At 61.0% G+C, this 24247-nt stretch carries 26 protein-coding genes and 1 other RNA gene; 17 read left to right on the plus strand and 10 right to left on the minus strand.

The window, feature by feature from the left end; all coding sequences use genetic code 11:
- Positions 1-59: 59 nt before the first annotated feature.
- Positions 60-1295, plus strand: a complete 1236-nt coding sequence (gene sstT, locus ACRAWE_RS17120) for a serine/threonine transporter SstT (RefSeq protein ID WP_063918713.1) — start codon at positions 60-62, stop codon at positions 1293-1295.
- A 53-nt stretch (positions 1296-1348) separates the two neighbouring features.
- On the opposite strand, the gene ACRAWE_RS17125 is transcribed toward sstT, so the two are convergent.
- The 3 genes from ACRAWE_RS17125 to ACRAWE_RS17135 are packed head-to-tail and all read right to left on the minus strand — an operon-like array spanning position 1349 to position 4487.
- A complete protein-coding gene (locus ACRAWE_RS17125) occupies positions 1349-2836 on the minus strand; it encodes a UxaA family hydrolase (protein WP_432525652.1) in 1488 nt (495 codons plus the stop codon).
- Positions 2837-2856: 20 nt separating this feature from the next.
- A complete protein-coding gene (gene uxaC, locus ACRAWE_RS17130; protein WP_432525653.1) occupies positions 2857-4269 on the minus strand; it encodes a glucuronate isomerase in 1413 nt (470 codons plus the stop codon).
- 50 nt (positions 4270-4319) lie between these two features.
- A complete protein-coding gene (locus tag ACRAWE_RS17135; RefSeq protein ID WP_154747287.1) occupies positions 4320-4487 on the minus strand; it encodes a hypothetical protein in 168 nt (55 codons plus the stop codon).
- Between the two features lie 77 nt (positions 4488-4564).
- Between ACRAWE_RS17135 and ACRAWE_RS17140 the strand changes: the two genes are divergently transcribed.
- The 11 genes from ACRAWE_RS17140 (at position 4565) to ACRAWE_RS17190 (ending at position 12101) form a co-directional block, all read left to right on the plus strand.
- Positions 4565-5863 (plus strand): MFS transporter, encoded by a 1299-nt coding sequence (locus tag ACRAWE_RS17140; protein WP_063918710.1) that lies wholly within the window; start codon positions 4565-4567, stop codon positions 5861-5863.
- A gap of 119 nt (positions 5864-5982) precedes the next feature.
- Positions 5983-6759 carry a transcriptional regulator ExuR gene (exuR, locus tag ACRAWE_RS17145; protein WP_019453108.1) on the plus strand — a complete coding sequence of 259 codons (777 nt, stop codon included), beginning with the start codon at positions 5983-5985 and terminating at the stop codon, positions 6757-6759.
- Positions 6760-6945: 186 nt separating this feature from the next.
- Positions 6946-7392: a hypothetical protein gene (locus ACRAWE_RS17150; RefSeq protein ID WP_063918709.1), complete on the plus strand. Its 447-nt coding sequence runs from the start codon at positions 6946-6948 to the stop codon at positions 7390-7392.
- Positions 7393-7528: 136 nt separating this feature from the next.
- Positions 7529-8209, plus strand: a complete 681-nt coding sequence (locus ACRAWE_RS17155; RefSeq protein WP_063918708.1) for a DedA family protein — start codon at positions 7529-7531, stop codon at positions 8207-8209.
- Entirely contained in the window at positions 8206-8580 is a 375-nt protein-coding gene (gene mzrA / locus ACRAWE_RS17160; RefSeq protein WP_004937130.1) for an EnvZ/OmpR regulon moderator MzrA, read from the plus strand. Before ACRAWE_RS17155 ends, mzrA begins: the two co-directional genes overlap by 4 nt.
- A gap of 242 nt (positions 8581-8822) precedes the next feature.
- Positions 8823-9194 carry a DUF1090 domain-containing protein gene (locus tag ACRAWE_RS17165; RefSeq protein WP_019453111.1) on the plus strand — a complete coding sequence of 124 codons (372 nt, stop codon included), beginning with the start codon at positions 8823-8825 and terminating at the stop codon, positions 9192-9194.
- A 164-nt stretch (positions 9195-9358) separates the two neighbouring features.
- Entirely contained in the window at positions 9359-9664 is a 306-nt protein-coding gene (locus ACRAWE_RS17170) for a DUF883 family protein (protein WP_004937125.1), read from the plus strand.
- A 2-nt stretch (positions 9665-9666) separates the two neighbouring features.
- The gene (locus ACRAWE_RS17175; protein WP_432525654.1) at positions 9667-10068 is read left to right on the plus strand and encodes a phage holin family protein; all 402 of its coding nucleotides are present in this window, start codon (positions 9667-9669) and stop codon (positions 10066-10068) included.
- A complete protein-coding gene (locus tag ACRAWE_RS17180; RefSeq protein WP_019453112.1) occupies positions 10065-10352 on the plus strand; it encodes a YqjK-like family protein in 288 nt (95 codons plus the stop codon). Before ACRAWE_RS17175 ends, ACRAWE_RS17180 begins: the two co-directional genes overlap by 4 nt.
- Before the next feature lie 296 nt (positions 10353-10648).
- Positions 10649-11044, plus strand: coding sequence for a DoxX family protein (locus tag ACRAWE_RS17185; protein ID WP_046897355.1), 396 nt, complete (start codon positions 10649-10651; stop codon positions 11042-11044).
- A 70-nt stretch (positions 11045-11114) separates the two neighbouring features.
- On the plus strand, positions 11115-12101 hold the full coding sequence (locus ACRAWE_RS17190; RefSeq protein ID WP_063918705.1) for a glutathione S-transferase family protein: 987 nt from the start codon (positions 11115-11117) through the stop codon (positions 12099-12101).
- Positions 12102-12152: 51 nt separating this feature from the next.
- On the opposite strand, the gene ACRAWE_RS17195 is transcribed toward ACRAWE_RS17190, so the two are convergent.
- Positions 12153-13049: a LysR family transcriptional regulator gene (locus ACRAWE_RS17195; RefSeq protein WP_004937113.1), complete on the minus strand. Its 897-nt coding sequence runs from the start codon at positions 13047-13049 to the stop codon at positions 12153-12155.
- Between the two features lie 107 nt (positions 13050-13156).
- Here ACRAWE_RS17195 and ACRAWE_RS17200 point away from each other — a divergent pair, with 107 nt between their 5' ends.
- Positions 13157-13858 (plus strand): pirin family protein, encoded by a 702-nt coding sequence (locus ACRAWE_RS17200; protein WP_025160116.1) that lies wholly within the window; start codon positions 13157-13159, stop codon positions 13856-13858.
- Positions 13859-13920: 62 nt separating this feature from the next.
- Here ACRAWE_RS17200 and rnpB read toward each other — a convergent pair.
- An RNA gene (gene rnpB, locus ACRAWE_RS17205) (RNase P RNA component class A) lies at positions 13921-14298 on the minus strand.
- A 41-nt stretch (positions 14299-14339) separates the two neighbouring features.
- Positions 14340-15203, minus strand: coding sequence for a 16S rRNA (cytidine(1402)-2'-O)-methyltransferase (rsmI, locus tag ACRAWE_RS17210; protein WP_004937108.1), 864 nt, complete (start codon positions 15201-15203; stop codon positions 14340-14342).
- 62 nt (positions 15204-15265) lie between these two features.
- On the opposite strand from rsmI, the gene ACRAWE_RS17215 reads away from it, so the two are divergent.
- From ACRAWE_RS17215 to dolP, 4 genes are read left to right on the plus strand one after another with little or no spacing between them, the layout of a single operon-like run.
- A complete protein-coding gene (locus tag ACRAWE_RS17215) occupies positions 15266-17305 on the plus strand; it encodes a penicillin-binding protein activator (RefSeq protein ID WP_025160117.1) in 2040 nt (679 codons plus the stop codon).
- A complete protein-coding gene (locus tag ACRAWE_RS17220; RefSeq protein ID WP_019453117.1) occupies positions 17302-17655 on the plus strand; it encodes a YraN family protein in 354 nt (117 codons plus the stop codon). The genes ACRAWE_RS17215 and ACRAWE_RS17220 overlap by 4 nt, the downstream gene beginning before the upstream one ends.
- 51 nt (positions 17656-17706) lie before the next feature.
- Positions 17707-18297 carry a DnaA initiator-associating protein DiaA gene (gene diaA / locus ACRAWE_RS17225; RefSeq protein ID WP_004937103.1) on the plus strand — a complete coding sequence of 197 codons (591 nt, stop codon included), beginning with the start codon at positions 17707-17709 and terminating at the stop codon, positions 18295-18297.
- A gap of 9 nt (positions 18298-18306) precedes the next feature.
- Entirely contained in the window at positions 18307-18882 is a 576-nt protein-coding gene (gene dolP, locus ACRAWE_RS17230) for a division/outer membrane stress-associated lipid-binding lipoprotein (protein ID WP_021505102.1), read from the plus strand.
- 39 nt (positions 18883-18921) lie between these two features.
- Here dolP and mtgA read toward each other — a convergent pair whose 3' ends face one another.
- The 4 genes from mtgA to ACRAWE_RS17250 all read right to left on the minus strand — a co-directional run bounded on the left by mtgA (position 18922) and on the right by ACRAWE_RS17250 (position 23911).
- Complete coding sequence (mtgA, locus tag ACRAWE_RS17235; RefSeq protein WP_019453119.1) at positions 18922-19653, minus strand: monofunctional biosynthetic peptidoglycan transglycosylase; 732 nt, start codon at positions 19651-19653, stop codon at positions 18922-18924.
- Positions 19650-20303 (minus strand): isoprenoid biosynthesis glyoxalase ElbB, encoded by a 654-nt coding sequence (elbB, locus tag ACRAWE_RS17240; RefSeq protein WP_432525655.1) that lies wholly within the window; start codon positions 20301-20303, stop codon positions 19650-19652. The genes mtgA and elbB overlap by 4 nt, the downstream gene beginning before the upstream one ends.
- Positions 20304-20540: 237 nt before the next feature.
- Complete coding sequence (gene arcB, locus ACRAWE_RS17245; protein WP_019453121.1) at positions 20541-22880, minus strand: aerobic respiration two-component sensor histidine kinase ArcB; 2340 nt, start codon at positions 22878-22880, stop codon at positions 20541-20543.
- A gap of 92 nt (positions 22881-22972) precedes the next feature.
- Positions 22973-23911, minus strand: coding sequence for a TIGR01212 family radical SAM protein (locus ACRAWE_RS17250; protein ID WP_154747285.1), 939 nt, complete (start codon positions 23909-23911; stop codon positions 22973-22975).
- Positions 23912-24247 lie beyond the last annotated feature (336 nt).

Raw genomic sequence — 24247 nt, forward strand, 5'->3', positions numbered from 1 at the left:
AAAGCTACCCGGCGTCGTTCCCGCCGCGGCGGCCAGATAACATCAGGAAGAGAAGCACTATGCAAAAACTACTACAAAGGATCACACAGGGCAGCCTGGTCAAACAAATCATGGTCGGCCTGGTGGCCGGCATTCTGCTGGCGCTGGTTTCGCCGGCGGCGGCAACGGCGGTCGGCCTGCTCGGTTCCCTGTTCGTCGGCGCGCTGAAAGCGGTGGCGCCGGTGCTGGTACTGATTCTGGTCATGGCCTCCATCGCCAATCATAAACAGGGGCAGAAGACCAATATTCGTCCGATCCTGTTTCTCTACCTGCTGGGCACCTTCGCCGCCGCGCTGGTGGCGGTGGTCGTCAGCTTTATCTTCCCTTCCACGCTGGCGCTGACCACCGGGGCGACGGACATCACCCCGCCAGGCGGTATCGTGGACGTCATGAAGGGCCTGTTGATGAGCGTGGTGGCCAACCCGTTCCATGCGCTGATTAACGCCAACTACATCGGCATTCTGGCCTGGGCCGTCGGGCTGGGGCTGGCGCTGCGCCACGCCTCCGAAACCACCAAAAACCTGATCAACGACATGTCCCATGCGGTTACGCTGGTGGTGCGTGCGGTCATTCGCTGTGCGCCGCTCGGCATCTTCGGCCTGGTGGCTTCCACGCTGGCGGAAACCGGCTTCGGCGTGCTGTGGGGCTATGCCCAGCTGCTGATGGTGCTGCTCGGCTGCATGCTGCTGGTGGCGCTGGTGCTCAACCCGCTGATCGTTTACTGGAAGATCCGCCGCAACCCATACCCGCTGGTGTTCGCCTGCCTGCGCGAGAGCGGCGTGACCGCCTTCTTCACCCGCAGCTCGGCCGCCAATATCCCGGTGAACATGGAGCTGTGCAAGAAGCTGAACCTGAATGAAGACACCTACTCGGTTTCCATTCCGCTGGGCGCAACCATCAACATGGCTGGCGCGGCGATCACCATCACCGTGCTGACGCTGGCGGCGGTGAACACGCTGGGCATTGCGGTGGACGTACCGACCGCCCTGCTGCTTAGCGTGGTGGCGGCGCTGTGCGCCTGCGGCGCCTCCGGCGTAGCGGGCGGCTCGCTGCTGCTGATCCCGCTGGCGTGCAATATGTTCGGCATTCCGAACGACGTGGCGATGCAGGTGGTAGCGGTCGGCTTTATCATCGGCGTGCTGCAGGATTCGGCGGAAACCGCCCTCAACTCCTCCACCGACGTGCTGTTCACCGCCGCCGCCTGCCAGGCGGAAGACCAACGGCTGGCGAATGAAGATCCGCTGAAGGTGCGTTAATCCCACCTGGCCTCATAGAAAAGGCGCTCTTTCGAGCGCCTTTTTTGTCAGTCTTACAGCGTCACCCCGCTTTTAAATATCGCCAGCTCGCGGAAATCGTTGGCTTCATTGCGCGCCGGGCGGCCGTTGGCGATCTCGACAATCAGATCGACGAAGCGGCTGAGCAGCTCGTCCATGGTTATCCCGTGAATCAAGCCGCCGGCGTCGAAATCGATCCAGTGCGGTTTCTTCGCCGCCAGCTCGCTGTTGGTGGCCAGCTTCACCGTCGGTACAAAACCGCCGTACGGCGTGCCGCGTCCGGTGCTGAACAGCACCATATGGCAGCCGGCGCCGGCCAGCGCGCTGGTCGCCACCGCATCGTTGCCCGGCGCGCTGAGCAGGTTCAGCCCCGGCACGCGCAGCCGCTCGCCGTATTTCAGCACGTCCACCACCTGGCTCAGGCCCGCCTTTTGGGTGCAGCCGAGCGATTTTTCCTCCAGCGTGGTGATGCCGCCGGCCTTGTTGCCCGGCGACGGATTCTCATAAATAGGCTGCTGGTGGGCGATGAAATAGCGTTTGAAGTCGTTGATCATGTCGACGGTCTTGCCAAAGGTTTCCCAATCGCGACAGCGGCTCATCAGAATGCGCTCGGCGCCAAACATCTCCGGCACTTCGGTCAGCACCGTGGTGCCGCCGTTGGCGATCGCATAGTCGGAAAAGCGCCCCAGCAGCGGGTTGGCGGTAATGCCCGACAGCCCGTCCGAACCGCCGCACTCCAGGCCAAACCTCAGCTCGCTCAAGTGGCCTGGTTCGCGCCTATCGTGGCGCATCTCCCGATACAGCTCGTGCAGCAGCGCCAGTCCGGCCTCCACCTCGTCGTCCTGTTGCTGGCACACCATAAAGCGCAGCCGCCGATCGTCCTCGATCCCCAAGGTGGCGCGAAAGGCCTCCACCTGATTGTTCTCGCAACCCAGCCCGATCACCAGCACCGCGCCGGCATTGGGATGGCGGACCATGTTTTGCAGCATGATGCGGGTATTGGCATGATCTTGCCCCAACTGCGAGCAGCCGAACGGATGGTTGAACAGATGCACGCCGTCGATCCCGTCCGCCTGAGTTTGCTGTAAAAAGCGCTGCTGGATCTGGCGGGCGATGCCGTTGACGCAGCCGACGGTGGGCACGATCCACAGCTCGTTGCGGATCCCCACTTCGCCGCCGGCCCGGCGATACAGCTGCACCTCGCGATCCGCCGCCTGCGGCGGCAGCGCGGGGAACTGCGGCTGGTAACGGTAGCTGTCCAGATCGCTCAGGTTGGTTTTGGCGTTTTGCGAATGAATATGCTCCCCTGGCGCGATGGCCGCGAGCGCATGGCCGATCGGCTGACCATATTTGATGATGTCCTCACCCTCGGCGATCGGGCCGAGCGCAAACTTGTGCCCGCGCGCCACCGGCTGCGCCAATCGAACGCTCTCCGCTTCCAGCTCAACCGTTTCTCCAGCGGCCAGGTCGCGCAGCGCCACCGCTACGTTATCCTGCTCATGAATCTTTATCGTACTTTGCATAAACCGGTCCCGGATAACGGCTACGCCAGTTCAATGGCGAAATAGTTTTTGGCGTTGTCGAAGCAGATGTTTTGCACCATCTCGCCCAGCAGCGCGATGTCCGCCGGCGCTTCGCCATCCGTCACCCAGCGGCCGATCATCTGGCAAAGGATGCGACGGAAGTATTCATGGCGCGTGTACGACAGGAAGCTGCGGCTGTCGGTCAACATGCCGACGAAACGGCTCAGCAGCCCGAGCTGCGCCAGCTGCGTCATCTGCCGTTGCATGCCGTCCTTTTGATCGTTGAACCACCAGCCGGAGCCGAATTGCATCTTGCCGGGCGTGCCTTCCCCCTGGAAGTTGCCGACCATGGTGCCGATCACTTCGTTATCGCGCGGGTTGAGGCAGTAGAGAATGGTTTTCGGCAGGCCGCCCTGCCGCGCCTGGGCATCCAGCAGCCGCGACAGCGGTTCCGCCAACGGCCGGTCGTTGATCGAATCGAAACCGATATCCGGGCCAACGGCGGCCAGCATACGGCTGTTGTTATTGCGCAGCGCGCCGATGTGATACTGCTGCACCCAACCACGGCGCCGGTACTCGCCGGCCAGAAACAGCAGCACCGCGCTTTTGAACTGGGCGCTCTGTTCCGGCGTCGGCAGCTCGCCGTTCAGGCGGCGCAGCAGGATCGCATCCAGCGTCGCTTCATCGGCCTCGCCGAACACCACCACGTCCAGCGCATGGTCGGCCACCTTGCAACCGTGGGCGGCAAAGTGATCCATGCGCTGGTACAGGGCATCGCACAGCGTGCTGAAGCGGCCGATGGCAGTGTCTGCCGCCGCCTCCAGCTGCCGCAGATAGTCGCTGAAGCCCGGTGCATCGATAGTGAAAGCCTTGTCCGGCCGCCAGCTCGGCAGCACTTTGATCTCGAAGCTGCAATCGTCGGCGATCGCCCGATGATGGCGCAGATCGTCGATAGGATCGTCGGTGGTGCCGACCATTCTCACGTTCATCTGGCGCATGATGCCGCGCGCGCGAAACTCATCCTGCGCCAGCAGCGCATTGCCGCGCTGCCAGATCTCGTCCGCCGTGGCCGGCGACAGCAGCGTGCCGGTGATGCCGAACGGCCGGCGCAGCTCCAGATGCGTCCAGTGATAGAGCGGATTGCCGATGGTATGCGGCACCGTGGCGGCCCAGGCGTCGAACTTCTCGCGATCGCCCGCATCGCCGGTGCACAGCCGCTCCGCTACGCCGTTGGTGCGCATCGCCCGCCATTTGTAGTGATCGCCCCGCAGCCAAATATCGTACAGGTTGCTGAAGCGGGTGTTCTCCGCGATCTGCTGCGGCGGCAAATGGCAGTGATAATCGAAAATCGGCTGCGGCGCCGCATAGTCGTGATACAAGCGCCGGGCAAACTCGCTGTCCAGCAGGAAATCTTCGCTCAAAAACGTCGCCATTTCGGGCTCCTTACTTGCCGTGCGGCACGGGAATCGAATCGCAAAAGTTATCACACCAATTTTAATGAGCGTCCAGCAAATTTTTCCCGCCATTTGCCGTTTTGCTGTCCTTCAATCCCTTTTTCGCTCAGTTTTACGGCAAATGTGCGGCATAAACGCACTATTTCACCGGCAACAGTATCGCTCAGGCGAATAATTCCTTTTGTGATATCACTCAACTTTTAAACCTGTATGACAGGTTATTGTCTCGCCAGCCGCATCGCCGGCCACACCTTCAAACGGGGAGACTTTTCGGATGCGTAAAATTAAAGGGTTACGCTGGTACATGATCGGACTAGTGACCATCGGCACCGTGCTGGGCTACCTGACCCGCAACGCCATCGCCGTCGCGGCGCCAACGCTGGAAGATACGCTGCACATCACCACCCAACAGTATTCCTATATCGTCGCCGCCTATTCCGCCTGCTACACCGTGATGCAGCCGGTGGCGGGCTATGTGCTGGACGTACTGGGCACCAAAATCGGCTACGCCATGTTCGCCATTCTGTGGGCGCTGTTCTGCATGGGCACCGCGTTGGCCAACAGCTGGGGCGGCCTGGCGCTGGCGCGCGGCGCGGTCGGCATGGCCGAAGCGGCGATGATCCCCGCCGGGCTGAAGGCCAGCAGCGAGTGGTTTCCGGCCAAAGAACGTTCGATCGCCGTCGGCTATTTCAACGTGGGGTCGTCGATCGGCGGCATGATCGCCCCGCCGCTGGTGGTCTGGGCCATCGTGGCGCACAGCTGGGAAATGGCGTTCATCATCACCGGCGTGCTGAGCCTGATCTGGGCCATCTGTTGGCTGCTGTTCTACAAACATCCGAAAGATCAGAAGAAACTGAGTCAGGAAGAGCGCAGTTACATCCTCGAAGGCCAGGAAGCGCAACACCAGACCACCCACGCCAAAAAGATGTCGGCCTGGCAGATCGTGCGCAACCGCCAGTTCTGGGGCATCGCGCTGCCGCGCTTTCTGGCGGAGCCGGCCTGGGGCACCTTCAACGCCTGGATCCCGCTGTTCATGTTCAAGGCCTACGGCTTTAATTTGAAAGAGATCGCCATGTTCGCCTGGATGCCGATGCTGTTCGCCGATCTCGGCTGCATCGTCGGCGGCTACCTGCCGCCGCTGTTCCAGAAGTATTTCAAGGTCAATCTGATCGTCTCGCGCAAGCTGGTGGTGACGATGGGAGCGGTGTTGATGATCGGCCCCGGCATGATCGGCCTGTTCACCAGCCCTTACGCCGCCATCGCGCTGCTGTGCGTCGGCGGCTTCGCCCATCAGGCGTTGTCCGGGGCGCTGATCACCCTCTCTTCCGACGTATTCGGCCGCAATGAGGTAGCGACCGCCAACGGCCTGACCGGCATGGCGGCCTGGACCGCCAGCACACTGTTCGCCCTGGTGGTCGGCGCGCTGGCGGATACGCTCGGCTTCAGCCCGCTGTTCGCGGCGCTGTCGGTATTCGACATTCTCGGCGCGATCGTCATCTGGACGGTGCTGCAAAACCGTCCGGCCGCCGAACCGCAGTCAACCGCGCTGCAGCCGACCCCGGCGCGCAGCTGATCCCACCGCCCGGCCGCCGCGCCGGGCCCCTTACCCCTCTGGCAGCAGTGCCGAATAAGTGGTATAACAAATCCAATGGCTACGCGCCCCTTCCCACCGCACCGTATAGAGCATTCACTATGGAATTCACTGAAACCAGACGCCTGTATCAGCAACTGGCCGCCGAGCTTAAGCACCGTATCGAAAGCGGCCGCTACCCGGTGGGCGACAAACTGCCGGCCGAGCGATACATCGCCGAAGAGATGAATGTCAGCCGCACCGTGGTGCGCGAAGCGATCATCATGCTGGAAGTGGAAGGCTATGTGGACGTGCGCAAAGGATCCGGGATCCACGTGGTCTCCAACCAGCAAAAGCACCTGGTGGTGCCGGGCGACAGCATCGAATTCGCCACCGCCGGCCCGTTTGAGCTGCTGCAGGCGCGCCAGCTGATCGAAAGCAACATCGCCGAATTCGCCGCCACCCAGGTGACCAAGCAGGATATCGTGCAACTGATGGAGATCCAGGAGCACGCCCGCAAAGAGGATCGCTTCCGCGACTCGCAGTGGGATCTGAAGTTCCACGTGCAGGTGGCGCTGGCCACTCAGAACACCGCCATGGCCACCATCGTGGAAAAAATGTGGGTGCAGCGGGTCAACAACCCTTACTGGAAAAAGCTGCACGAGCACATCGACGAACGCTCGATCGCCAGCTGGTGCGACGATCACGATCAAATCCTCAAGGCGCTGATGCGCAAAGACCCTTACGCCGCCAAGCTGGCAATGTGGCAACATCTGGAAAACACCAAGCAGATGCTGTTCAACGCCACCAGCGACGATTTCGAATACAACGCCGACCGCTACCTGTTCGCCGAGAATCCGGTAGTGCATCTGGATGGCGTGAGCCACGAGCCGAAATAGCCACTGCGGTCAAAAACCGTCGGCTTATGTCAGGTAATGTAAAATCCGCTGAATCGATGCCGTAACCGCCGTTTGCCGTGTACTATTTCACCGCTGGCAACGTAGATTTCCCTGTTGCCAATCGTGCTATTTTGGTAGAGTTAGCCCACTTTTTTACCCATTGCTGCAGGGGCGGAACGCGAATAAATGCGCTGGTTGTTTGCCATGCTGATTGCTCTTTTCTGCTGGACCGGTTCGGTCTCCGGCCAACAGCTTTGCGTGGCGTCATCCAAGCCCACCCCCAGCGCGCTGAGCAGCCTGCCGCTGCTGGCGGAGCCGGCGCTTTCCCCCTATGATCATGTATATCGGGCGCCGGCCGAAGCGCGCCGCAAAGCCCCCGGCAAGCTGCCGCTGCTGCTGCCCAGAGCGCACTCTTTCTCCGGCTCGCTGCTCGCATTTTCCCTGCTGGCGCCGGTCTATACCTTGGCCGCAGAGCCGGGCTACCGAATTCGTTTCCCCCGCCAGGACACCCCGGCCCCCAACCGGCTTGCCCAGGTCGACTGGATGCTGGACGCCTCCAGGCAACAGAGTCGGCAAGCCGGCTGGAAAGAAAGTAACATGCAGTACCGTGGCACGCTGACTTACCACCTATGACCGGTGTCGCACCGCTTAGAAACTTTAAAGCAACGCCGTTTCATCGTTATCAGCAATCAGGATCGCCGCGCGCTTTCAGCCCACGTCCGCTCCGCCGCTGAGATAAAAATAAACAATGACGTTTTAGGAACACCGGATGGATATCATTAAAGAACTGATACATGCCTTGTGGCAGCAGGATTTTGAGACGCTGGCGAACCCTTCGTTGGTGTGGACCCTCTACATCCTGCTGTTCATGATCCTGTTTTTGGAAAACGGCCTGCTGCCGGCCGCTTTCCTGCCGGGCGACAGCCTGCTGATCCTGGTCGGCGTGCTGATCGCCAAAGGCACCATGGGCTTCCCGCTGACCGTCGTGATCCTGACCGTCGCCGCCAGCCTGGGGTGCTGGGTCAGTTACATACAGGGCCGATGGCTCGGCAATACGCGAACGGTGCAAGGCTGGCTTTCGCACCTGCCGGCCCACTACCATCAGCGGGCGCACAACCTGTTCCACCGCCACGGGCTTTCCGCCCTGCTGGTGGGCCGCTTCCTGGCCTTCGTGCGCACCCTGCTGCCGACCATCGCCGGGCTGTCCGGCCTGAGCAACGCGCGCTTCCAGTTCTTCAACTGGATGAGCGGCCTGCTGTGGGTCTTGATCCTGACGACGCTGGGCTTCGCGCTGGGTAAAACCCCGGTGTTCCGCAAGTATGAAGATCAGCTGATGTTCTGCCTGATGATGTTGCCGCTGGTGTTGCTGGTGGTCGGTCTGGTCGGCTCGCTGATCGTGCTGTGGCGCAAGAAACGCGCCAGTGGCCAGAACCCGGGGAAAGGGGCGTGACAGCAAAGCGCCCGCGCTGGCAATACGTCCTGATGATCGCGCTCGCCCTGCTGGCGTTGGCGACGCTGTTGGTGCCCTGCATGGTGCGCACCGAGAGCGAGCTGCGCATTCGCGCCAGCCAGCAGGGGCTGTCGCTGCCCGACGGATTTTATGTCTACCAGCGCCTCGATGAGCGCGGCATCCGCATCAAGAGCATCACGCCAGAAGGCGATGGCCTGGTCATTCGCCTGGATTCGCCGGAGCAGCAATTGCTGGCGCGCGAAGCGTTGCAAACCATCCTGCCGCCCGGTTACCACATCGCATTGAGCGAGTCTCCGGTGCCGTCGCATTGGGTGCGCGAATTTGCGCGTTCCCCACTCAATCTGGGATAATCCCCCTTCAGATGAAGGGGTTTCCTTTCGCTGCCGCTATCTTCATTTTCATTCGCACCGTTTAGCTCAAAAATCAGTCAGTCGACACCAGACCGCGGCTGATTCTTTGGGGGCACGCCGGTTTCATGACTATGCTGAAGGGTAACTTCAGCCGGCGATGAACGCCCTCCTCTCGCGCTGCCGTCTTCGGCAGTCAGGAAAGCGGATGCCTGTGCAGGCATCCCATGAAAAGGAACTGAAAGATGAAATTACGCCATTCACTGTTACTGCTGCTGCCACTCTGCGCGCTGCCGGCACTCGCTTCGGCCGCTGAGGGCGGCTGCGCCGCCAAAGCGCAAAGCATCCAGCAACAAATCGACTACGCCACCCAGCACGGCAATACCCACCGCGTGGACGGGCTGAAAAAGGCGCTGAGCGAAGTGCAGACCCACTGCACCGAAGCCGGTCTGCAGGCCGAACGCCAGAAAAATATCGCGGAGAAACAGCGCAAGGTTGACGAACGCCGGGAAGAGCTGAAAGAAGCGCAGCAAACCGGCAAGCTGGACAAGGTCGCCAAGAAGCAGCAAAAGCTGGCTGAAGCGCAGGCTGAGTTGAAACGCGCCCAGGCGGAATAATTTTTTTACACCAGCGGATTTATCGATGAGAGCCCCATCACGCGGGATTTCTTAAGCATATAAAAGTGATGTCTGGTGTTATCTGCTAGCCATCACCCCTTTGCTCCGGCGAAAAAATCCGCTATGTTAAAAGTCTGTCGAAATAAACGTTAAGGAATAATCACATGGCACATGATTCAAATGCAGAAAACTTACGCGCTGAACTGAAGTCCTTAGCCGATACGCTGGAGGAAGTGCTGAACTCCTCCACCGACAAGCCGAAAGCCGAGCTGGAGAAGCTGCGTTCGAAAGCGGAAGGCGCGCTGAAAGAGACCCGCGCTCGCCTGAGCGACGCCGGTGACAAGCTGGCTTCGCAAACCAAACAGATCGCCGGCCAAGCCGACGACTACGTGCGCGACAACCCGTGGACCGGCATCGGTATCGGCGCGGCGGTCGGCGTGGTGCTGGGCGTGCTGCTCGCGCGTCGCTAATCATGGCTGAACAACCGCAAGTGCGCGCGCAGGGCCCCGCCAAAGGGGTCCTGGATATCGGTCAGCGCATCGTCACGATCCTGGTCGGCATGGTGGAAACCCGTGTCCGGCTGGCGGTCGTCGAGCTGGAAGAGGAGAAAGCCAACCTCATTCAGCTGCTGATCATGGCCGGTATGACGCTGCTGTTCACCGCCTTCGGTTTGATGAGCCTGCTGATCCTGATCTTCTGGGCCATCGATCCGGTCTACCGGCTGGTGGCGCTGGGTGCCACGACCGGCGTGCTGCTGTTCCTGGCCGTGGTCGGCACCATCTGGACGCTGGTCAAGGCCCGTCGCACCACGCTGCTGGGCGCCACGCGCAAGCAGCTGGAGCTCGACCGCGCCGAGCTGGAGCGCGAACCATGAGCCGCCGCCGCTACCTGGAATGGAAGAAAGAGAGGCTGATTCGGCAGATCCAGCAACAGCGTCTGGATCTGGCCGAACACAAGTCTCTGTGGCTGGAAAAGACCGAACGCATCGACCGCGGCTGGCAAACGGTGTTTGGCCTGCGCCGCTATCTGGTGCTCGGTTCCAGCATCATGGCGCTGTACGGCATCCGCCATCCCAGCAAGATGATCCGCTGGTCGCGCCGCGCTTTCGGCGCCTGGAGCGCTATCCGTCTGTTTAAGAAGACGTTCTCCACCAAGTAAGCCGCCGCGTTTTTCCTTCAAACCTCCTGTTGCTCTGCCCCCATTTTTCCCCCTGAAACAGCATGCCTAATCCCGGGGCCGGGCAACCTGCTGACCAACGGCAATTTATTAGCACGCTAAAGATTCAGATTTTTTGAAAAATTACGACAGTTTTACTTGCTAACAACCTGAGCACTTCCCGCTTAACATTCACTCCATCAATACGATACGGACCGGACAGGGTCAGAGACCCGCTACGCCGCCCGCTGATATGACTACCGCCGAACAGGCGCACAAAAACACTTTTGGAGTTGATGATGAAAAAATTAGAAGATACAGGTTTGCTGGTTGCTCGTATTCTGATGCCAATCCTGTTCATCGTGGCAGGCTACGGCAAAATGGGTGACGCCTACGCCGGTACCCAACAATACATGCAATCGATGGGCGTGCCTGGCTTCTTGCTGCCGCTGACCATCCTGCTGGAATTTGGCGGCGGCCTGGCGATCCTGTTCGGTTTCCTGACCCGCACCGTGGCGCTGTTCACCGCCGGTTTCACCATCCTGACCGCGCTGCTGTTCCACACTGATTTTGCGAACGAAGTAAACCAGCTGATGTTCATGAAAAACCTGACCATCGCCGGCGGCTTCATCGTGTTGGCGGTCGCAGGCCCAGGCGGCTTCAGCATCGACCGTATTCTGAACAAGAAATGGTAATCTAAACTGTCATTCAGGGCCCGGCATGCCGGGCCCTGTCGTTTTTCACTCGGACACCAAGGAGATTCCCATGGGACAACTCGTCGATGGCGTTTGGCAAGACATCTGGTATGACACGAAATCTACCGGCGGCCGTTTCAAACGTTCAACCGCTCAGTTTCGCAATTGGGTGACCGCCGACGGTCAGCCGGGCGAACACGGCGCGGGCGGCTTCCAGGCCGAAGCGGGCCGTTATCACCTGTATGTTTCTCTCGCCTGCCCCTGGGCGCACCGCACGCTGCTGATGCGCAAATTGAAAGGGCTGGAGCAGATCATTCCAGTTTCCGTGGTGCACCCGCTGATGCTGGAAAACGGCTGGACCTTTGGCCAGGATTTTCCTGAGACCACCGGCGATCCGCTGTATCACGCCGACTTCCTGTACCAGATCTACCTGCGGGCCGACCCGCACTACAGCGGGCGCGTGACCGTGCCGGTGCTGTGGGATAAACAGCAGCAAACCATCGTCAGCAACGAATCCGCCGACATCATTCGCATGTTCAACAGCGCATTTGACGGCGTGGGCGCCCGCGCGGGCGATTACTACCCGGCCGAACTGCGCGGCAAGATCGATGAGCTGAACGGTTGGATTTACGATCGGGTGAACAACGGCGTGTACAAGGCCGGTTTCGCCACCAGCCAGGAAGCGTATGACGAAGCGGTCCACGGGGTATTCAGCGCGCTGGAGCGCCTGGAGCAGATCCTGGGGCAGCACCGCTATCTGACCGGCGATCGGCTGACCGAGGCCGACCTGCGGCTGTGGACCACGCTGGTGCGTTTCGATCCGGTATACGTCACCCACTTCAAGTGCGACAAACACCGCATCAGCGACTACCTGAACCTGTACGGTTTCCTGCGCGACATCTACCAGATGCCGGGCATCGCCGAGACGGTCAGCCTGCCGCACATTCGCAATCACTACTACCGCAGCCACGCCACCATCAACCCGTATGGCATCATTTCCATCGGGCCGGCGCAGGATCTGGACGAGCCGCACGGCCGCGACCAGCGCTTCGGTTAAGACGAAAAAAATCCCCTTGCCGCCCGGCAAGGGGATGTCATTCAACGAACGTTAACGCTGTGCGAACAGGCGCGGAATTTCGCGCAGGAACCAGGCTTTCGCCTCTCCCATGCTGTCGCGCCGCCAGGCCATGATGATGTCGGCTTCGCGGCTGTATTCCGGCCCCACCACCCGCAGCCGCCCGGCTTCGATATCTTTCTCCACCATCGGATACGGCATGGTCGCCACCCCCAACCCGGCCAGCAGCGCCAGACGCTTGTCTTCAATGGTGCTCACCGTCAGACGTTGTTGTTTATCCAGCAGCTGAACGGTCAACACCGGGCGCTCGCGGGCGGTATCCGCCACGGCGATGCCGCGGTACTTCACGCGGGTCACCTCGGACAACGGCTCCGGCTCCTGATGGATCGGGTGATCCGGCGCGGCGACATAGACGCTCATCACCTTGTACAGTTTGCGGGTGTTGATCTCCGAGGATGCGCGGAAATGCATATCCGGTGCGATCACGATGTCGGCGCGCCCCTGCTCCAGCCGCTCCCAGGCGCCCGCCAACACTTCGGTGAAAATCGACACCTGGGTATTGGCCTTCAGCGCCAGCTTGTCGACCAGCGGGAACAGCAGGCTCGGCGGTGATAACGCTTCGCTGACGATGGTCAGGTGGGTTTCCCAACCGCGCGCCAGCGCTTCGGCGTCAGTGGTCAGCTTGTCTGCCGCCTCCAGCAGCACCCGCCCGCGCTCCAGCAGCATGCGCCCCACGTTGGTGAACTTGGTGCGGTGGCCCGAACGGTCGAACAGCACCACGTCCAATTCTTCTTCCAATTTTTGCATGGTGTAGCTGAGCGCCGACGGCACCCGGCCCAATTCGTCGGCGGCCGCGGCGAAACTGCCACGCCGGTCGATCGCGTCCATCACTCTCAGCGCCTCAAGCGTGAGCGCCCGATCTCTGGCCATCACATCCCTCTGTCAGGAAATTTGAATATGCCGACCAGATTAACTGGCTAACAATCCGACGTCCAGATGCTTACCATTTGGATAATGAATTTAGAGAGCCGATTGCCATGATTACATGCAGAACAGCACAACAATGCGGGCAAGCTGACTTTGGTTGGCTGCAGGCTCGCTACACCTTTTCCTTTGGTCACTACTTCGATCCCAAACTGATGGGCTACGCCTCGCTGCGGGTACTGAATCAGGAGGTGCTGGCACCGGGCGCGTCGTTCCAGCCGCGCACCTATCCCAGCGTGGACATCCTGAACCTGATCCTGCAGGGCGAGGCGGAGTACCGCGACAGCGACGGTAACACGGTGCGTGCCAAAGCCGGCGAAGCGCTGCTGTTGGCCACCCAGCCGGGCCTGAGTTACAGCGAGCAGAACGTCAGCGGCGACACGCCGCTCACCCGTCTGCAGCTGTGGCTGGACGCCTGTCCGGAACGCAGCAACGAGCGGGTGCAGCGCCTGACGCTGCCGGCGGCAGGCAACCTGCTGCTGGCCTCGCCGGACGGCGCGCAGGGCAGCCTGCAGCTGCGCCAGCAGGTCTGGATCCACCATCTCGATCTGCAAGCGGGTGAACAGCTGACGCTGGCGATTAACGGGCCGCGCGCTTATTTGCAGTCGATCCACGGCACCATCACCGCCAACGGCGAGCACCACGAAGAACAGCGTCTGACCTGCGGCGACGGCGCCTTCGTGCGCGAGGAGAATCGCCTGACGATCCGCGCCGAGACGCCGCTGCGCGCGCTGCTGATCGACCTGCCGGTGTAAACCAAACCGGCCGGAAAACGAAAAACCCCGCGCAACTGACGTTGCGCGGGGTTTTCTTTTGTCGAGGGAGTTGACCGGTAAGCCGGGTTCTGTCGTGGACAGTCATTCCTCTAGGCCAGCAATCGCTCACTGGCTCAAGCAGCCTACCCGGGTTCAGTACGGGCCGTACCATGTGAACCCCTATTTGGCCTTGCTCCGGGTGGAGTTTACCGTGCCACGAACTGTTGCCAGCCGCGCGGTGCGCTCTTACCGCACCCTTTCACCCTTACCTGATCCCGCTTGCGCGGGCCATCGGCGGTTTGCTCTCTGTTGCACTAGTCGTAGGCTTGCGCCTCCCAGGCGTTACCTGGCACCCTGCCCTATGGAGCCCGGACTTTCCTCCCCTCCATCTGTCTCCCCGAAGAGGACGGCAATGAAGCGGCGACTGTCTGGTCAACTCCGGCGCGGATAGTAGCGTCGCGACGGCGGCAGGTCAACCGCTTTACGGCTGTTGTTGCTCCAGCGCGTGCTTATACAACGCATTTTTCTTCACGCCGTGGATTTCCGCCGCCAGCGCCGCCGCCTTTTTTAGCGGCAGCTCTTTTTGCAGCAGCGCCAGCGTGCGCAGCGCCTCGAGCGGTAACGCATCCTCCTGCGCCTTGTGGCCTTCGACGATCAGCACCATTTCGCCGCGGCGGCGCACTTCATCTTCCTGCACCCACGCCAGCAGTTCGCCCACCGGCGCGCCGTGGATGGATTCCCAGGTCTTGGTGAGTTCGCGCGCCAGCACCACATAGCGCTGCGGGCCCCAGACGGTGACCATGTCCTGCAGGCTTTCCAGCAGACGATGGGTGGACTCATAGAAAATCAGCGTGCGCGGCTCCTCCGCCAGCGCCATCAGCGTATCCTTGCGCCCCTTGGTTTTCGCCGGCAGGAAGCCTTCGTAGCAGAAACGGTCGGAAGCGACGCCCGCAGCACACAGCGCAGTCGTGGCGGCGCAGGCGCCCGGCAGCGGCACCACGCGAATGCCTGCCTCGCGGCAACGGCGCACCAGGTGATAACCGGGATCGTTGATCAATGGCGTTCCGGCGTCGGACACCAGCGCGATGCTCTGGCCTTCCTGCAGTTTCGCCAGCAGTTGATCGGCCTTTTGCTGTTCGTTGTGATCGTGCAGTGCGAACAGGCGCGCGTTGATCGCGAAGTGTTGCAGCAGCAATCCGGTATGGCGCGTATCTTCCGCCGCGATCAGATCAACGCTTTTCAGTACCTCTAACGCACGGTGGGTAATATCGCCCAGATTGCCGATTGGAGTGGGCACCACATACAGCGTTGATGCAGAAATGACTGATTGTTGGTGTTGATTCATTGTTTCATCCGGGTTGCCGATTTAATATTGAGCATCTTGAAAAAAACATCACTGGATACAGTATGCTTTCCTCAACATTCGTTCGTACCAAAGCAGGGCGTTCCAAGCCTGTCCGACTGACCGCAGTCATCGCCGCCGCCCTTTTCCTGGCGGGCTGTCCAAGTCGGGCCCCGCAAACGCCGCCCGCCAATATACAGGACGAAGCGAGCGCCAGCTCCGATTACTACCTGCAGCAGTTGCAGCAAAGCAGCGATGATAACAAGGCTGACTGGCAATTACTTGCTATTCGCGCCTTGCTGCGTGAAGGAAAACTGCCGCAGGCCGGCGACCAGTTGAATCAACTGCCGAAAAACCTCAGCGGCGCGCAGCAGACCGAACGCCAATTGCTGACCGCCGAACTGCAGATCGCCAACAAGAGCTACGTCAGCGCCCGCAGCACGCTGGGCCACCTGGACAGCGGTTCGCTGTCGCCGAATCAGAAGGTGCGTTACTACCAGGCGCAGATCGCCGCCAATCAGGGCAAAGCGTCGCTGCCGCTGATCCGCGCCTATATCGCGCAGGAGCCGCTGCTGACCGGTAAACCGCACCAGGAAAACCTGGACCAGACCTGGCAGGCGCTGCTGCAGCTGACGCCGCAGGAGATGAACAGCCTGGTGATCAACGCCGATGAAAACGTGCTGCAAGGCTGGTTGGATCTGCTGCGCGTCTATCAGGACAACAAGCAGGATCCCGATCTGCTGAAGGCCGGCATCAAAGATTGGCAGAACCGTTATCCGAAAAACCCGGCGGCCAAAACGCTGCCGGCTCGCCTGAACCAGGTGCTGAACTTCACCCAAGCCTCTACCTCGAAAATCGCCCTGCTGCTGCCGTTGAACGGCCAGGCGAAGGTGTTCGCCGACGCCATCCAGCAAGGCTTCGAAGCGGCGAAAAACGGCGGCTCCATGCCGGCGCCACAGCCTCAAGCCGCACAACCGGCTGCCACAGCGGCCCAAACGGCGCCGGCCGACCAGGCCGCTGCGGGTGACATCAACGCCAACGGCGCGGTCAGCCCTTCAGCGCAAGAGAGCCAGCCTGCAGTGACCGCCGCGCAACCCGCCGCACCGTCCAGCGCGCCGGTAACGCCGCTGCAGGCCGCCAATGCGCAGGTCAAAGTGTACGACACCACCAGCCAGCCGCTGGCCGCCTTGCTAAGCCAGGCGCAGCAGGATGGCGCCACTCTGGTGGTCGGGCCGCTGCTGAAAGAGAACGTCGACCAACTGTCCGCCAGCACCACCACGCTGAACGTACTGGCGCTCAACCAGCCGGAAACGCCGAAGGATAACCTGAACATCTGTTACTTCGCTCTGTCGCCGGAAGATGAAGCGCGCGACGCCGCCCGCCACATCTGGGAACAACAGAAGCGCCAGCCGTTGCTGCTGGTGCCGCGCGGTGCCTTCGGCGATCGCGTCGCCAAGGCCTTTAACCAGGAATGGCAGAAACAGGGGGGGCAAACCGTGCTGCGTCAGGACATCGGCTCCGCCGGTGAACTGCGCCAGATGGTGAACAGCGGCGGCATCCGCATGACCGGCACGCCGATGTCGAGCGCCCCGGCGCCGCAGAGCGTCACCATCGCCGGGCTGACCATTCCGGCGCCGCCGAGCGACGTACCCGCCGCCACCGGCGGCAACGTCGACGCGGTATATATCGTCGCCACCCAGTCCCAGCTGACGCTGATCAAACCGATGATCGACATGGCCACCAGCTCGCGCGGCAAACCGGCGATGTACGCCAGCTCGCGCAGCTACCAGGCCGGCGCCGGCCCGGACTTCCGTCTGGAAATGGAAGGCCTGCAGTTCAGCGATATTCCGCTGTTGGCCGGCTCAAACCCTCAGCTGCTGCAGCAGGCCAGCGCGCGTTTCCGCAACGATTACTCGCTGGTGCGCCTGTATGCAATGGGGATGGATGCCTGGACATTGGCCAACCATTTTGCTGAAATGCGCCAGCTGCCGGGCTTCCAGGTTTCCGGCACCACCGGTACGCTGAGCGCGTCGCCGAACTGCGTGATCAACCGCAAACTGCCTTGGCTGCAATACCGTCAGGGTACGGTCGTCCCGGTCTCTTGAACCCACGCGCCTCAGGGGCGGGCTATGAGTTACTGGCCCGCCGTCATCTGGAACACGCCGGGCTCACCTTCTGCGCCGCCAACGTCGCGGTGCGCGGCGGTGAGCTCGACCTCATCATGCGCGACGGCGCCACCTGGGTGTTCGTCGAAGTGCGCTACCGCCGCAACGACGCTTTCGGCGGCGCGGCCGCCAGCGTCACCTCTCGCAAACAGCAGCGGTTGCTGCACGCCGCCGCCGTCTGGTTGGCGGGACGCGGAGCCAGTTTTGACACATCATCTTGCCGTTTTGATGTTTTGGCCATTACCGGTAGCCAGTTAGAATGGATACCCAACGCCTTCAATGCGGATTAATCGGGGTTTTGCGGCGCAGACCGGCCCTTTGACTTAGTGGATTAATACAACGTGCTGGATAGAATTAAAGTCTGTTTTACCGAAAGCATCCAAACCCAGATCGCGGCGGCGGAAGCGTTGCCTGACGCCATTTCCCGCGCGGCGATGACGCTGGTTCAATCCTTACTCAACGGCAACAAAATCCTGTGCTGCGGCAACGGCACCTCGGCGGCCAACGCGCAGCACTTCGCCGCCAGCATGATCAACCGTTTTGAAACCGAGCGCCCCAGCCTGCCGGCCATCGCCCTCAATGCCGACAACGTGGTGCTGACGGCGATCAGCAACGATCGGCTGCACGACGAAGTGTACGCCAAGCAGGTGCGCGCGCTCGGGCACACCGGCGACGTGCTGCTGGCGATTTCCACCCGCGGCAACAGCCGTGATATTGTGAAAGCGGTCGAAGCGGCCGTCACGCGCGACATGACCATCGTCGCGCTCACCGGCTACGACGGCGGCGAACTGGCCGGGTTGCTCGGCCAACAGGATGTCGAGATCCGCATCCCGTCGCACCGCAGTTCGCGCATTCAGGAAATGCATATGCTTACCGTAAACTGCCTGTGCGACCTGATAGACAATACGTTATTCCCCCACCAGGACGATTAAGGAACTGAGATGAAGCTAAAAGCCACATTTGCAGTGCTGTCCAGCGCCCTGCTGTTGCAAGGCTGTATCGCCGGCGTCGTCGTCGGCAGTGCGGCCGTCGCCACCAAAACCGCCACCGACCCGCGCAGCGTAGGGACTCAGGTAGATGACGGCACGCTGGAAGCCAGGGTCGAGAGCGCCCTGAGCAAAGACCAGCAGTTGAAGAAAGAAGCCCGGGTGGTCGCCACCGCCTATCAGGGCAAGGTGCTGTTGACCGGTCAGTCGCCTAACGCCGACCTCACCGCGCGCGCCAAGCAGATCGCCATGGGCGTGGAAGGCACCACCGAAGTGTATAACGAAATCCGCCAGGGCACGCCGGTCAGCCTGAGCACCGCCTCCTCCGACACCTGGATCACCACCAAGGTGCGTTCGCAGCTGTTGACCAGCGATACGGTGAAATCGTCCAACGTGAAGGTCACCACCGAAAACGGCGAAGTGTTCTTGCTGGGCCTGGTCACGCAGCAGGAAGGGCAATCGGCGGCGCAGATCGCCAGCCAGGTCAGCGGCGTGAAGCACGTCACTACCGCCTTTACCTATGTGAAGTAACCCTCTCTGCGGGAGCGGCGCTACGCCGTTCCCGCTCGCTTAATCCAGCTTGTTCTCGCGTAAAAACGTTTCCCCGCCCAACTGCCGCATCTGACGCATGATCCACTGTTGACGCTGCACCACATAGCCGGACGGCGCATCGGCCCTGAAACGGTGCGGATTCGGCAATACCGCCGCCAGCAGCGCCGCTTCGGCTGCGGTCAGGCGCTTGGCCGGCTTATGGAAAAAGCGTTGTGAAGCCTCCTCCACGCCGAACACCCCATCGCCGAACTCTACGATGTTCAGATACACCGTCAGAATGCGCCGCTTGGTCCACACCAGCTCGATGCCCGACGTCAGCCCGGCCTCCAGCCCTTTGCGCAGCCAGCTGCGGCCATCCCACAGAAACAGATTCTTGGCGGTTTGCTGCGACAGCGTGGACGCGCCGCGGATGCGCGTCGGGCGTTTCTCGTTGTGGCTGAGCGCCTTTTCAATGGCCGCCACGTCGAAGCCCCAATGATCGGGAAACTTCTGATCTTCCGCCGCCATCACCGCCAGCGCCATCTGCGGCGAGATATCGTCCATCGACACCCAGTCAGAATGAGCGACGTAGCCGAAGTCGCCGCTCAACCAGGCGCTGACTTGCCGCTCCACCATCACGGCGGAAAACGGCACCGGCAGGAAAGCAAAGGCCACAATGCCCAGCACCCACAGGCCGATAATCGCGATGACGCCGCGCTTCAGCCAATACCACGGGCGCAGCCGCCGCCATCCGCCGAGCGATTTTCTCATTCAGCCAGTTCCAGCACCCGCGCCACCAGTTTGTCGATGCCGAGGGCCGCCTGCGCGATCGACGGCGCCAGCATATAGGCCGGCGTGGTCACGATCTTATGTTCGCGGTCCACCACGATGTCGTCCACCGGGCAAATCACCGGCTCTCCGCCCATGGCGTCAATCACTTCCCCCAGGTCGGGATCGTTGCCAATGGTCAGCCGCGCTTGTTGATCCAGCAGCTTCGGCAACAGCGCCGGCGCGATGCACATCAGGCCAATTGGTTTGTTGGCCTTATGCATCTCGCGCGTCAGGCGCGCCAAATCTTCATCGACCCAACATTCCACGCCGGCTTCGGCGAAATTGCTGAGATTCTTGGCGGCGCCGAAGCCGCCGGGCACGATCAGCGCATCCAGCTGCGCGGCTTCCGCCAGCGCCAGCGGCTGCACAGCGCCGCGGGCGATGCGCGCCGATTCAATCAGGACATTGCGCGACTCCGCCATCTCATCACCGGATAAGTGATTGATAACATGGCGTTGAGGTTTATCCGGCGCAAAGCACACCGCCTGGGCGCCGGCGCGGTCCAACGCCAGCAGCGTCAACACCGCTTCATGGATCTCTGTACCGTCATAAACGCCGCTGCCGCTGAGGACGACACCCACCTTTTTCATCACTCTTACTCCTGTCGCTGCTGTCAACTGGTTCGTGCTCGGAGTTGACAAACACTAATCTACATCACACATTTTAATGAATCTTCTAACAAGAGCGCTTACATTTGCTATGTTGTTGGCTGTATGATGTTTAGGAATTCGCTACAACCTGCTCGACCAGAACACTGAAACCAATACGCAGGTTCACAATTTCCCTGGTGTTGGCGCAATATTCGCGCACCCCGGCTTAGGTCGGGGTCATTTTTTTTCAGCGTTCTCAACCCAAGCCCGCAGCACCTGCACATCGTTGCGCCACTCTTGTTTCAACTCATCCACCCAATCCTGCACGTTATCCCACCAGGCCGGCAGCGTAGGCGTTTGAATTTGTTGTGCCAGCTGCTGCAGGTGACGCAGACCGACCGAACCGGCGGCGCCCTTGATCTTGTGCCCTTCCTCGGTGATGCCTTTCTGATCGCGCGCCGTCATGTTGGAATCCAGCACCGCCAGATAGCCCGGCATCATCTGTTCGAACATCTCCAGGCTTTGGTGGATCAACTGCGGGCCAACCAGGTCCATGTACTGCTCCAGCATCGCGGTATCGAGTAACGACTCATTAATCTGCATCGCCTTGTGCTCCGTTTTCTTAGAAGTGTGAGAAGGTTGATGATCCCAATAGTGTTTGATGACCTGGGTCAGCGCCGGCACCGACAACGGCTTGCTCAGCACATCGTCCATGCCCGCCTCGAGATACTCTTTTTTGTCTTTCAGCACGTTGGCGGTCAGGGCCACCAGCGGCGGCAGCGCCTGCCCGGCATAGCGCTCACGCAGCGCCCGGGCGATATCCAGCCCTGTCATGTCCGGCAGTTGGATGTCCAGCAGCACCAGATCGAACTCGTCCGGATCGAACATCGCCAGCGCGTCGTGGCCGTTCATCGCCACCTCGACGCTGTTGCCCAGCTTCTCCAGCACCGAGCGCGCCACGATCACGTTCAGTTCGATATCCTCCACCAGCAGGATGTGCAGCGCCGGCAACGGCAGCTCCTCTTCCTCCGGCGCCGCGCTGACGGCTTCCTGCACCGCCGGCGCCTTGATGGTCAGGGTGAAGCAAGAACCGTGCCCCTGTTCGCTGCGCACGGTGATGTCGCCGCCCATGCTCTGCGCCAGCCGCTTGGAGACCGCCAGCCCGATGCCGGTGCCGGTGGCCGGGCGGCCACCGCGCTGATCTTTCACCTGATAATACATGGCGAAGATCTTGTCCTGCTCGTCCTGCGGGATGCCCATGCCCGAGTCCTCCACCTCGAACACCAGCTTCTCCGGCGCCTCGCGCCGCACGCGCACCACGATTTGGCCCTGCTGGGTAAATTTCACCGCGTTGCCGATCAGGTTCCACAGGATCTGCCGCAGGCGGGTGCCGTCGGTCACGATCTGCTGCGGCAGCGGCGTCTGCGGCTCCATGACGAACTGCAGCCCTTTCGGCTGCGCCAGCAGGCCCGAGAGGTTCTCCAAATCCGCCAGGAAGCCGGTGAAGTCCACCGGCTGGTTGTCGAGCTGCACCTTGCGCCGCTCGAGCTTATCCATTTCGATAATGTCGTTGAAGATGTTGCCGAGGGTGATGGCGCTGACGTGAATGGTCTTCAGGTATTTCAGCTGCTCATCGTTCAGCTCGGTATCGAGCAGGATGCGGCTCAGGCCGACGATGCCGTTAAGCGGCGTACGCAGCTCGTGGCTGATCGTTGAGATAAAGGTGGTCTTCTCCCTGCTGGCATTCTCCAGCGCGTCCTGGTAGCGCTTACGCTCGGTAATATCGCGGCCGAAGCCCATCAGCCCGTGGCGTTTGCCCACCCGGTCGTAAAACGGCACCTTGCGCAGCTCGAAACAGGCCTTGCGGCCATCGGGATACACCAACCACTGTTCGTAGGTCAGCGAGACGTTGTGGCGGAACACCTTCTCGTCGGTTTCGATCACCTTTTCGGCGATCTCCTGGCCGTAGACGTCGAACGGCGTCAGGCCGATCAACTGCTTCTCGCTCTTGCCGGTCAGCAGCTCCATCGCGCGGTTGCAACCGGAAAATTCTTTGTCTTCGTTGCGGTAATAAACCAGATCCGGCGAGGCATCGAGGAAGGAACGCAACAGCGCCGATTGCTGGCCCAGCTCAATCTGCGCCAGTTCGCGCTGTTCCATCTCTTCCGTCAGCTTTTCCATCACCTGCAGACGCTCTTCCTCCGCCTTGATACGGTCGGCGATCTCCTGGTTCAGCTGGCTGATATTGTCTTTAAGCTGCTGGTTGAGCTCCAGATCGCGGTGGCGCATCTCCTCCAGCTTGTCCACCAACCGCGCCAGCCGTTGGCGCGACTCCTCCAGCTGCTCCACCACCACAGAGAGGAAATAGACTGCCCACGGGGTGATCAGCAGGCCGAAGAAGATCGAACGCACCACGTCGATGCTTTCCACTTCGCCGCGCAGCAGCATGGTCACCGCCATCTGCACCACCATCGCCAGCACCACCAGCGCCGAGGCCAGCAGCAGCGAGAAGCGCACCAACCCCAGTTTTACCATTAAATCGACGTAGTACTGGGCCAACACCCGGATTTGCTTCATAGCGGCTCCCATCAGACACAATCTTTTGAATCATACCGTAAAACAGCGGTGAGATAAGGCGGCAAACGCCGAAGTGTGGCAAAGATTGCACTTCAGAGCGGCATGCCAGGGCGGTAGCGCCGCTTTTCATCCAGCGCGCTGCCCTGCCCGCCGTGCCGTTGCAGATAAGCGCCGACCGCCTGCATGCCGCTCCAGCGGTTTTCGCACCACAGCGGCGCCAGCAGCGTAGGCCGGCGGGCGCTGGCGGAAAGGCGGTGGTACACCACGTCCCCCGGCGTATGGCGGATCATCTCCCCGGCGCTGGCGGCATAATCCTCCAGCGCCAGTTCGGACAAACGCCCGGCCTGCCAAGCCCGCGCCAGGGTGCTGCCGGTGACGACGTGCAGCGGGTGGAGCTTGATGCCGTCGACGCCGGTCTGCGTCACCTGCTGCAGCGTGAGCAGATGATCGCGCTGGGTTTCTCCCGGCAGCCCGACGATCAGATGGCAGCACACCTTCAGACCGCGCTGTCGAGCCAGCCGTGCGGTCTGCTGATAGCAGCGAAAATCATGGCCGCGGTTGATGCGCTTTAGCGTTTTATCGTGCGCCGTCTGCAGCCCCAGTTCCAGCCACACTTCATAGCCTTGTTCGCGGTAGCCCGCCAGCAGGTCCAACGCGGCGGGCGGCACGCAGTCCGGCCGGGTGCCGACGCACAGGCCGACCATGTCGCTCTGCGCCAGCGCCTGCCGATACATCGACGCCAGCAGTTCGACCTCCGCATAGGTGCTGGTATAGGCCTGGAAATAGGCCAGATAGCGCCGCGCCCGGTCGACCCGCGCGGCCTGCCGCGCCAGCTGTTCGGCGATGCTCTGCTGCTGCATCGTTTCATCGGCGAACGACGCGACGTTGCAAAATGTACAGCCACCGCGTCCCAGCGTGCCGTCGCGGTTTGGGCAGCTGAATCCGCCGTGTAGCGTGAGTTTATGGATCTTTTCGCCATAGCGGCGCTGGAGATCCGCGCCAAACATATTGACTAATTGCGGCAACTGCATAATCTTGGTGATTCTCTGTGTTCAAAGCCGCGATGCTAATAAGAAACGGTTTTTCCCGCGATGACAGAGATCAACGCTTTCCCCGCAAGGCGCCATCACGCATAACCATTCATCATAAACGCAAATAAATTCACTATAATTCTGATGAATTATTCTAATCGTCACGCAACCGTTAACGGCAATATGACAATGCGGTGAAAAATAGTCATAAACATCAACAAAGCAATATCTTATAGAATAAAACTCTGCTATTAACCCCCGCACTAGCATGGTGCAGAGATTAAGGGGTTGCACTATAGTGAGACAGCTCACACTTCTGCGGGGATCCGCGTTGCC

Origin of the sequence: Serratia sp. BFP-2025, from assembly GCF_050880365.1 — a bacterium.
In the GTDB taxonomy this organism is placed as follows: Bacteria; Pseudomonadota; Gammaproteobacteria; order Enterobacterales; family Enterobacteriaceae; genus Serratia; species Serratia surfactantfaciens.

What these genes read in the sequence shown, in the direction of transcription:
- sstT (WP_063918713.1), top strand. Translation starts at nt 60, where the DNA reads ATGCAAAAACTACTACAAAGGATCACACAGGGCAGCCTGGTCAAACAA.
- ACRAWE_RS17125 (WP_432525652.1), bottom strand. Translation starts at nt 2,836, where the DNA reads ATGCAAAGTACGATAAAGATTCATGAGCAGGATAACGTAGCGGTGGCG.
- uxaC (WP_432525653.1), bottom strand. Translation starts at nt 4,269, where the DNA reads ATGGCGACGTTTTTGAGCGAAGATTTCCTGCTGGACAGCGAGTTTGCC.
- ACRAWE_RS17140 (WP_063918710.1), top strand. Translation starts at nt 4,565, where the DNA reads ATGCGTAAAATTAAAGGGTTACGCTGGTACATGATCGGACTAGTGACC.
- exuR (WP_019453108.1), top strand. Translation starts at nt 5,983, where the DNA reads ATGGAATTCACTGAAACCAGACGCCTGTATCAGCAACTGGCCGCCGAG.
- ACRAWE_RS17150 (WP_063918709.1), top strand. Translation starts at nt 6,946, where the DNA reads ATGCGCTGGTTGTTTGCCATGCTGATTGCTCTTTTCTGCTGGACCGGT.
- ACRAWE_RS17155 (WP_063918708.1), top strand. Translation starts at nt 7,529, where the DNA reads ATGGATATCATTAAAGAACTGATACATGCCTTGTGGCAGCAGGATTTT.
- ACRAWE_RS17165 (WP_019453111.1), top strand. Translation starts at nt 8,823, where the DNA reads ATGAAATTACGCCATTCACTGTTACTGCTGCTGCCACTCTGCGCGCTG.
- ACRAWE_RS17170 (WP_004937125.1), top strand. Translation starts at nt 9,359, where the DNA reads ATGGCACATGATTCAAATGCAGAAAACTTACGCGCTGAACTGAAGTCC.
- ACRAWE_RS17175 (WP_432525654.1), top strand. Translation starts at nt 9,667, where the DNA reads ATGGCTGAACAACCGCAAGTGCGCGCGCAGGGCCCCGCCAAAGGGGTC.
- ACRAWE_RS17180 (WP_019453112.1), top strand. Translation starts at nt 10,065, where the DNA reads ATGAGCCGCCGCCGCTACCTGGAATGGAAGAAAGAGAGGCTGATTCGG.
- ACRAWE_RS17185 (WP_046897355.1), top strand. Translation starts at nt 10,649, where the DNA reads ATGAAAAAATTAGAAGATACAGGTTTGCTGGTTGCTCGTATTCTGATG.
- ACRAWE_RS17190 (WP_063918705.1), top strand. Translation starts at nt 11,115, where the DNA reads ATGGGACAACTCGTCGATGGCGTTTGGCAAGACATCTGGTATGACACG.
- ACRAWE_RS17195 (WP_004937113.1), bottom strand. Translation starts at nt 13,049, where the DNA reads ATGGCCAGAGATCGGGCGCTCACGCTTGAGGCGCTGAGAGTGATGGAC.
- ACRAWE_RS17200 (WP_025160116.1), top strand. Translation starts at nt 13,157, where the DNA reads ATGATTACATGCAGAACAGCACAACAATGCGGGCAAGCTGACTTTGGT.
- rsmI (WP_004937108.1), bottom strand. Translation starts at nt 15,203, where the DNA reads ATGAATCAACACCAACAATCAGTCATTTCTGCATCAACGCTGTATGTG.
- ACRAWE_RS17215 (WP_025160117.1), top strand. Translation starts at nt 15,266, where the DNA reads ATGCTTTCCTCAACATTCGTTCGTACCAAAGCAGGGCGTTCCAAGCCT.
- dolP (WP_021505102.1), top strand. Translation starts at nt 18,307, where the DNA reads ATGAAGCTAAAAGCCACATTTGCAGTGCTGTCCAGCGCCCTGCTGTTG.
- mtgA (WP_019453119.1), bottom strand. Translation starts at nt 19,653, where the DNA reads ATGAGAAAATCGCTCGGCGGATGGCGGCGGCTGCGCCCGTGGTATTGG.
- elbB (WP_432525655.1), bottom strand. Translation starts at nt 20,303, where the DNA reads ATGAAAAAGGTGGGTGTCGTCCTCAGCGGCAGCGGCGTTTATGACGGT.
- arcB (WP_019453121.1), bottom strand. Translation starts at nt 22,880, where the DNA reads ATGAAGCAAATCCGGGTGTTGGCCCAGTACTACGTCGATTTAATGGTA.
- ACRAWE_RS17250 (WP_154747285.1), bottom strand. Translation starts at nt 23,911, where the DNA reads ATGCAGTTGCCGCAATTAGTCAATATGTTTGGCGCGGATCTCCAGCGC.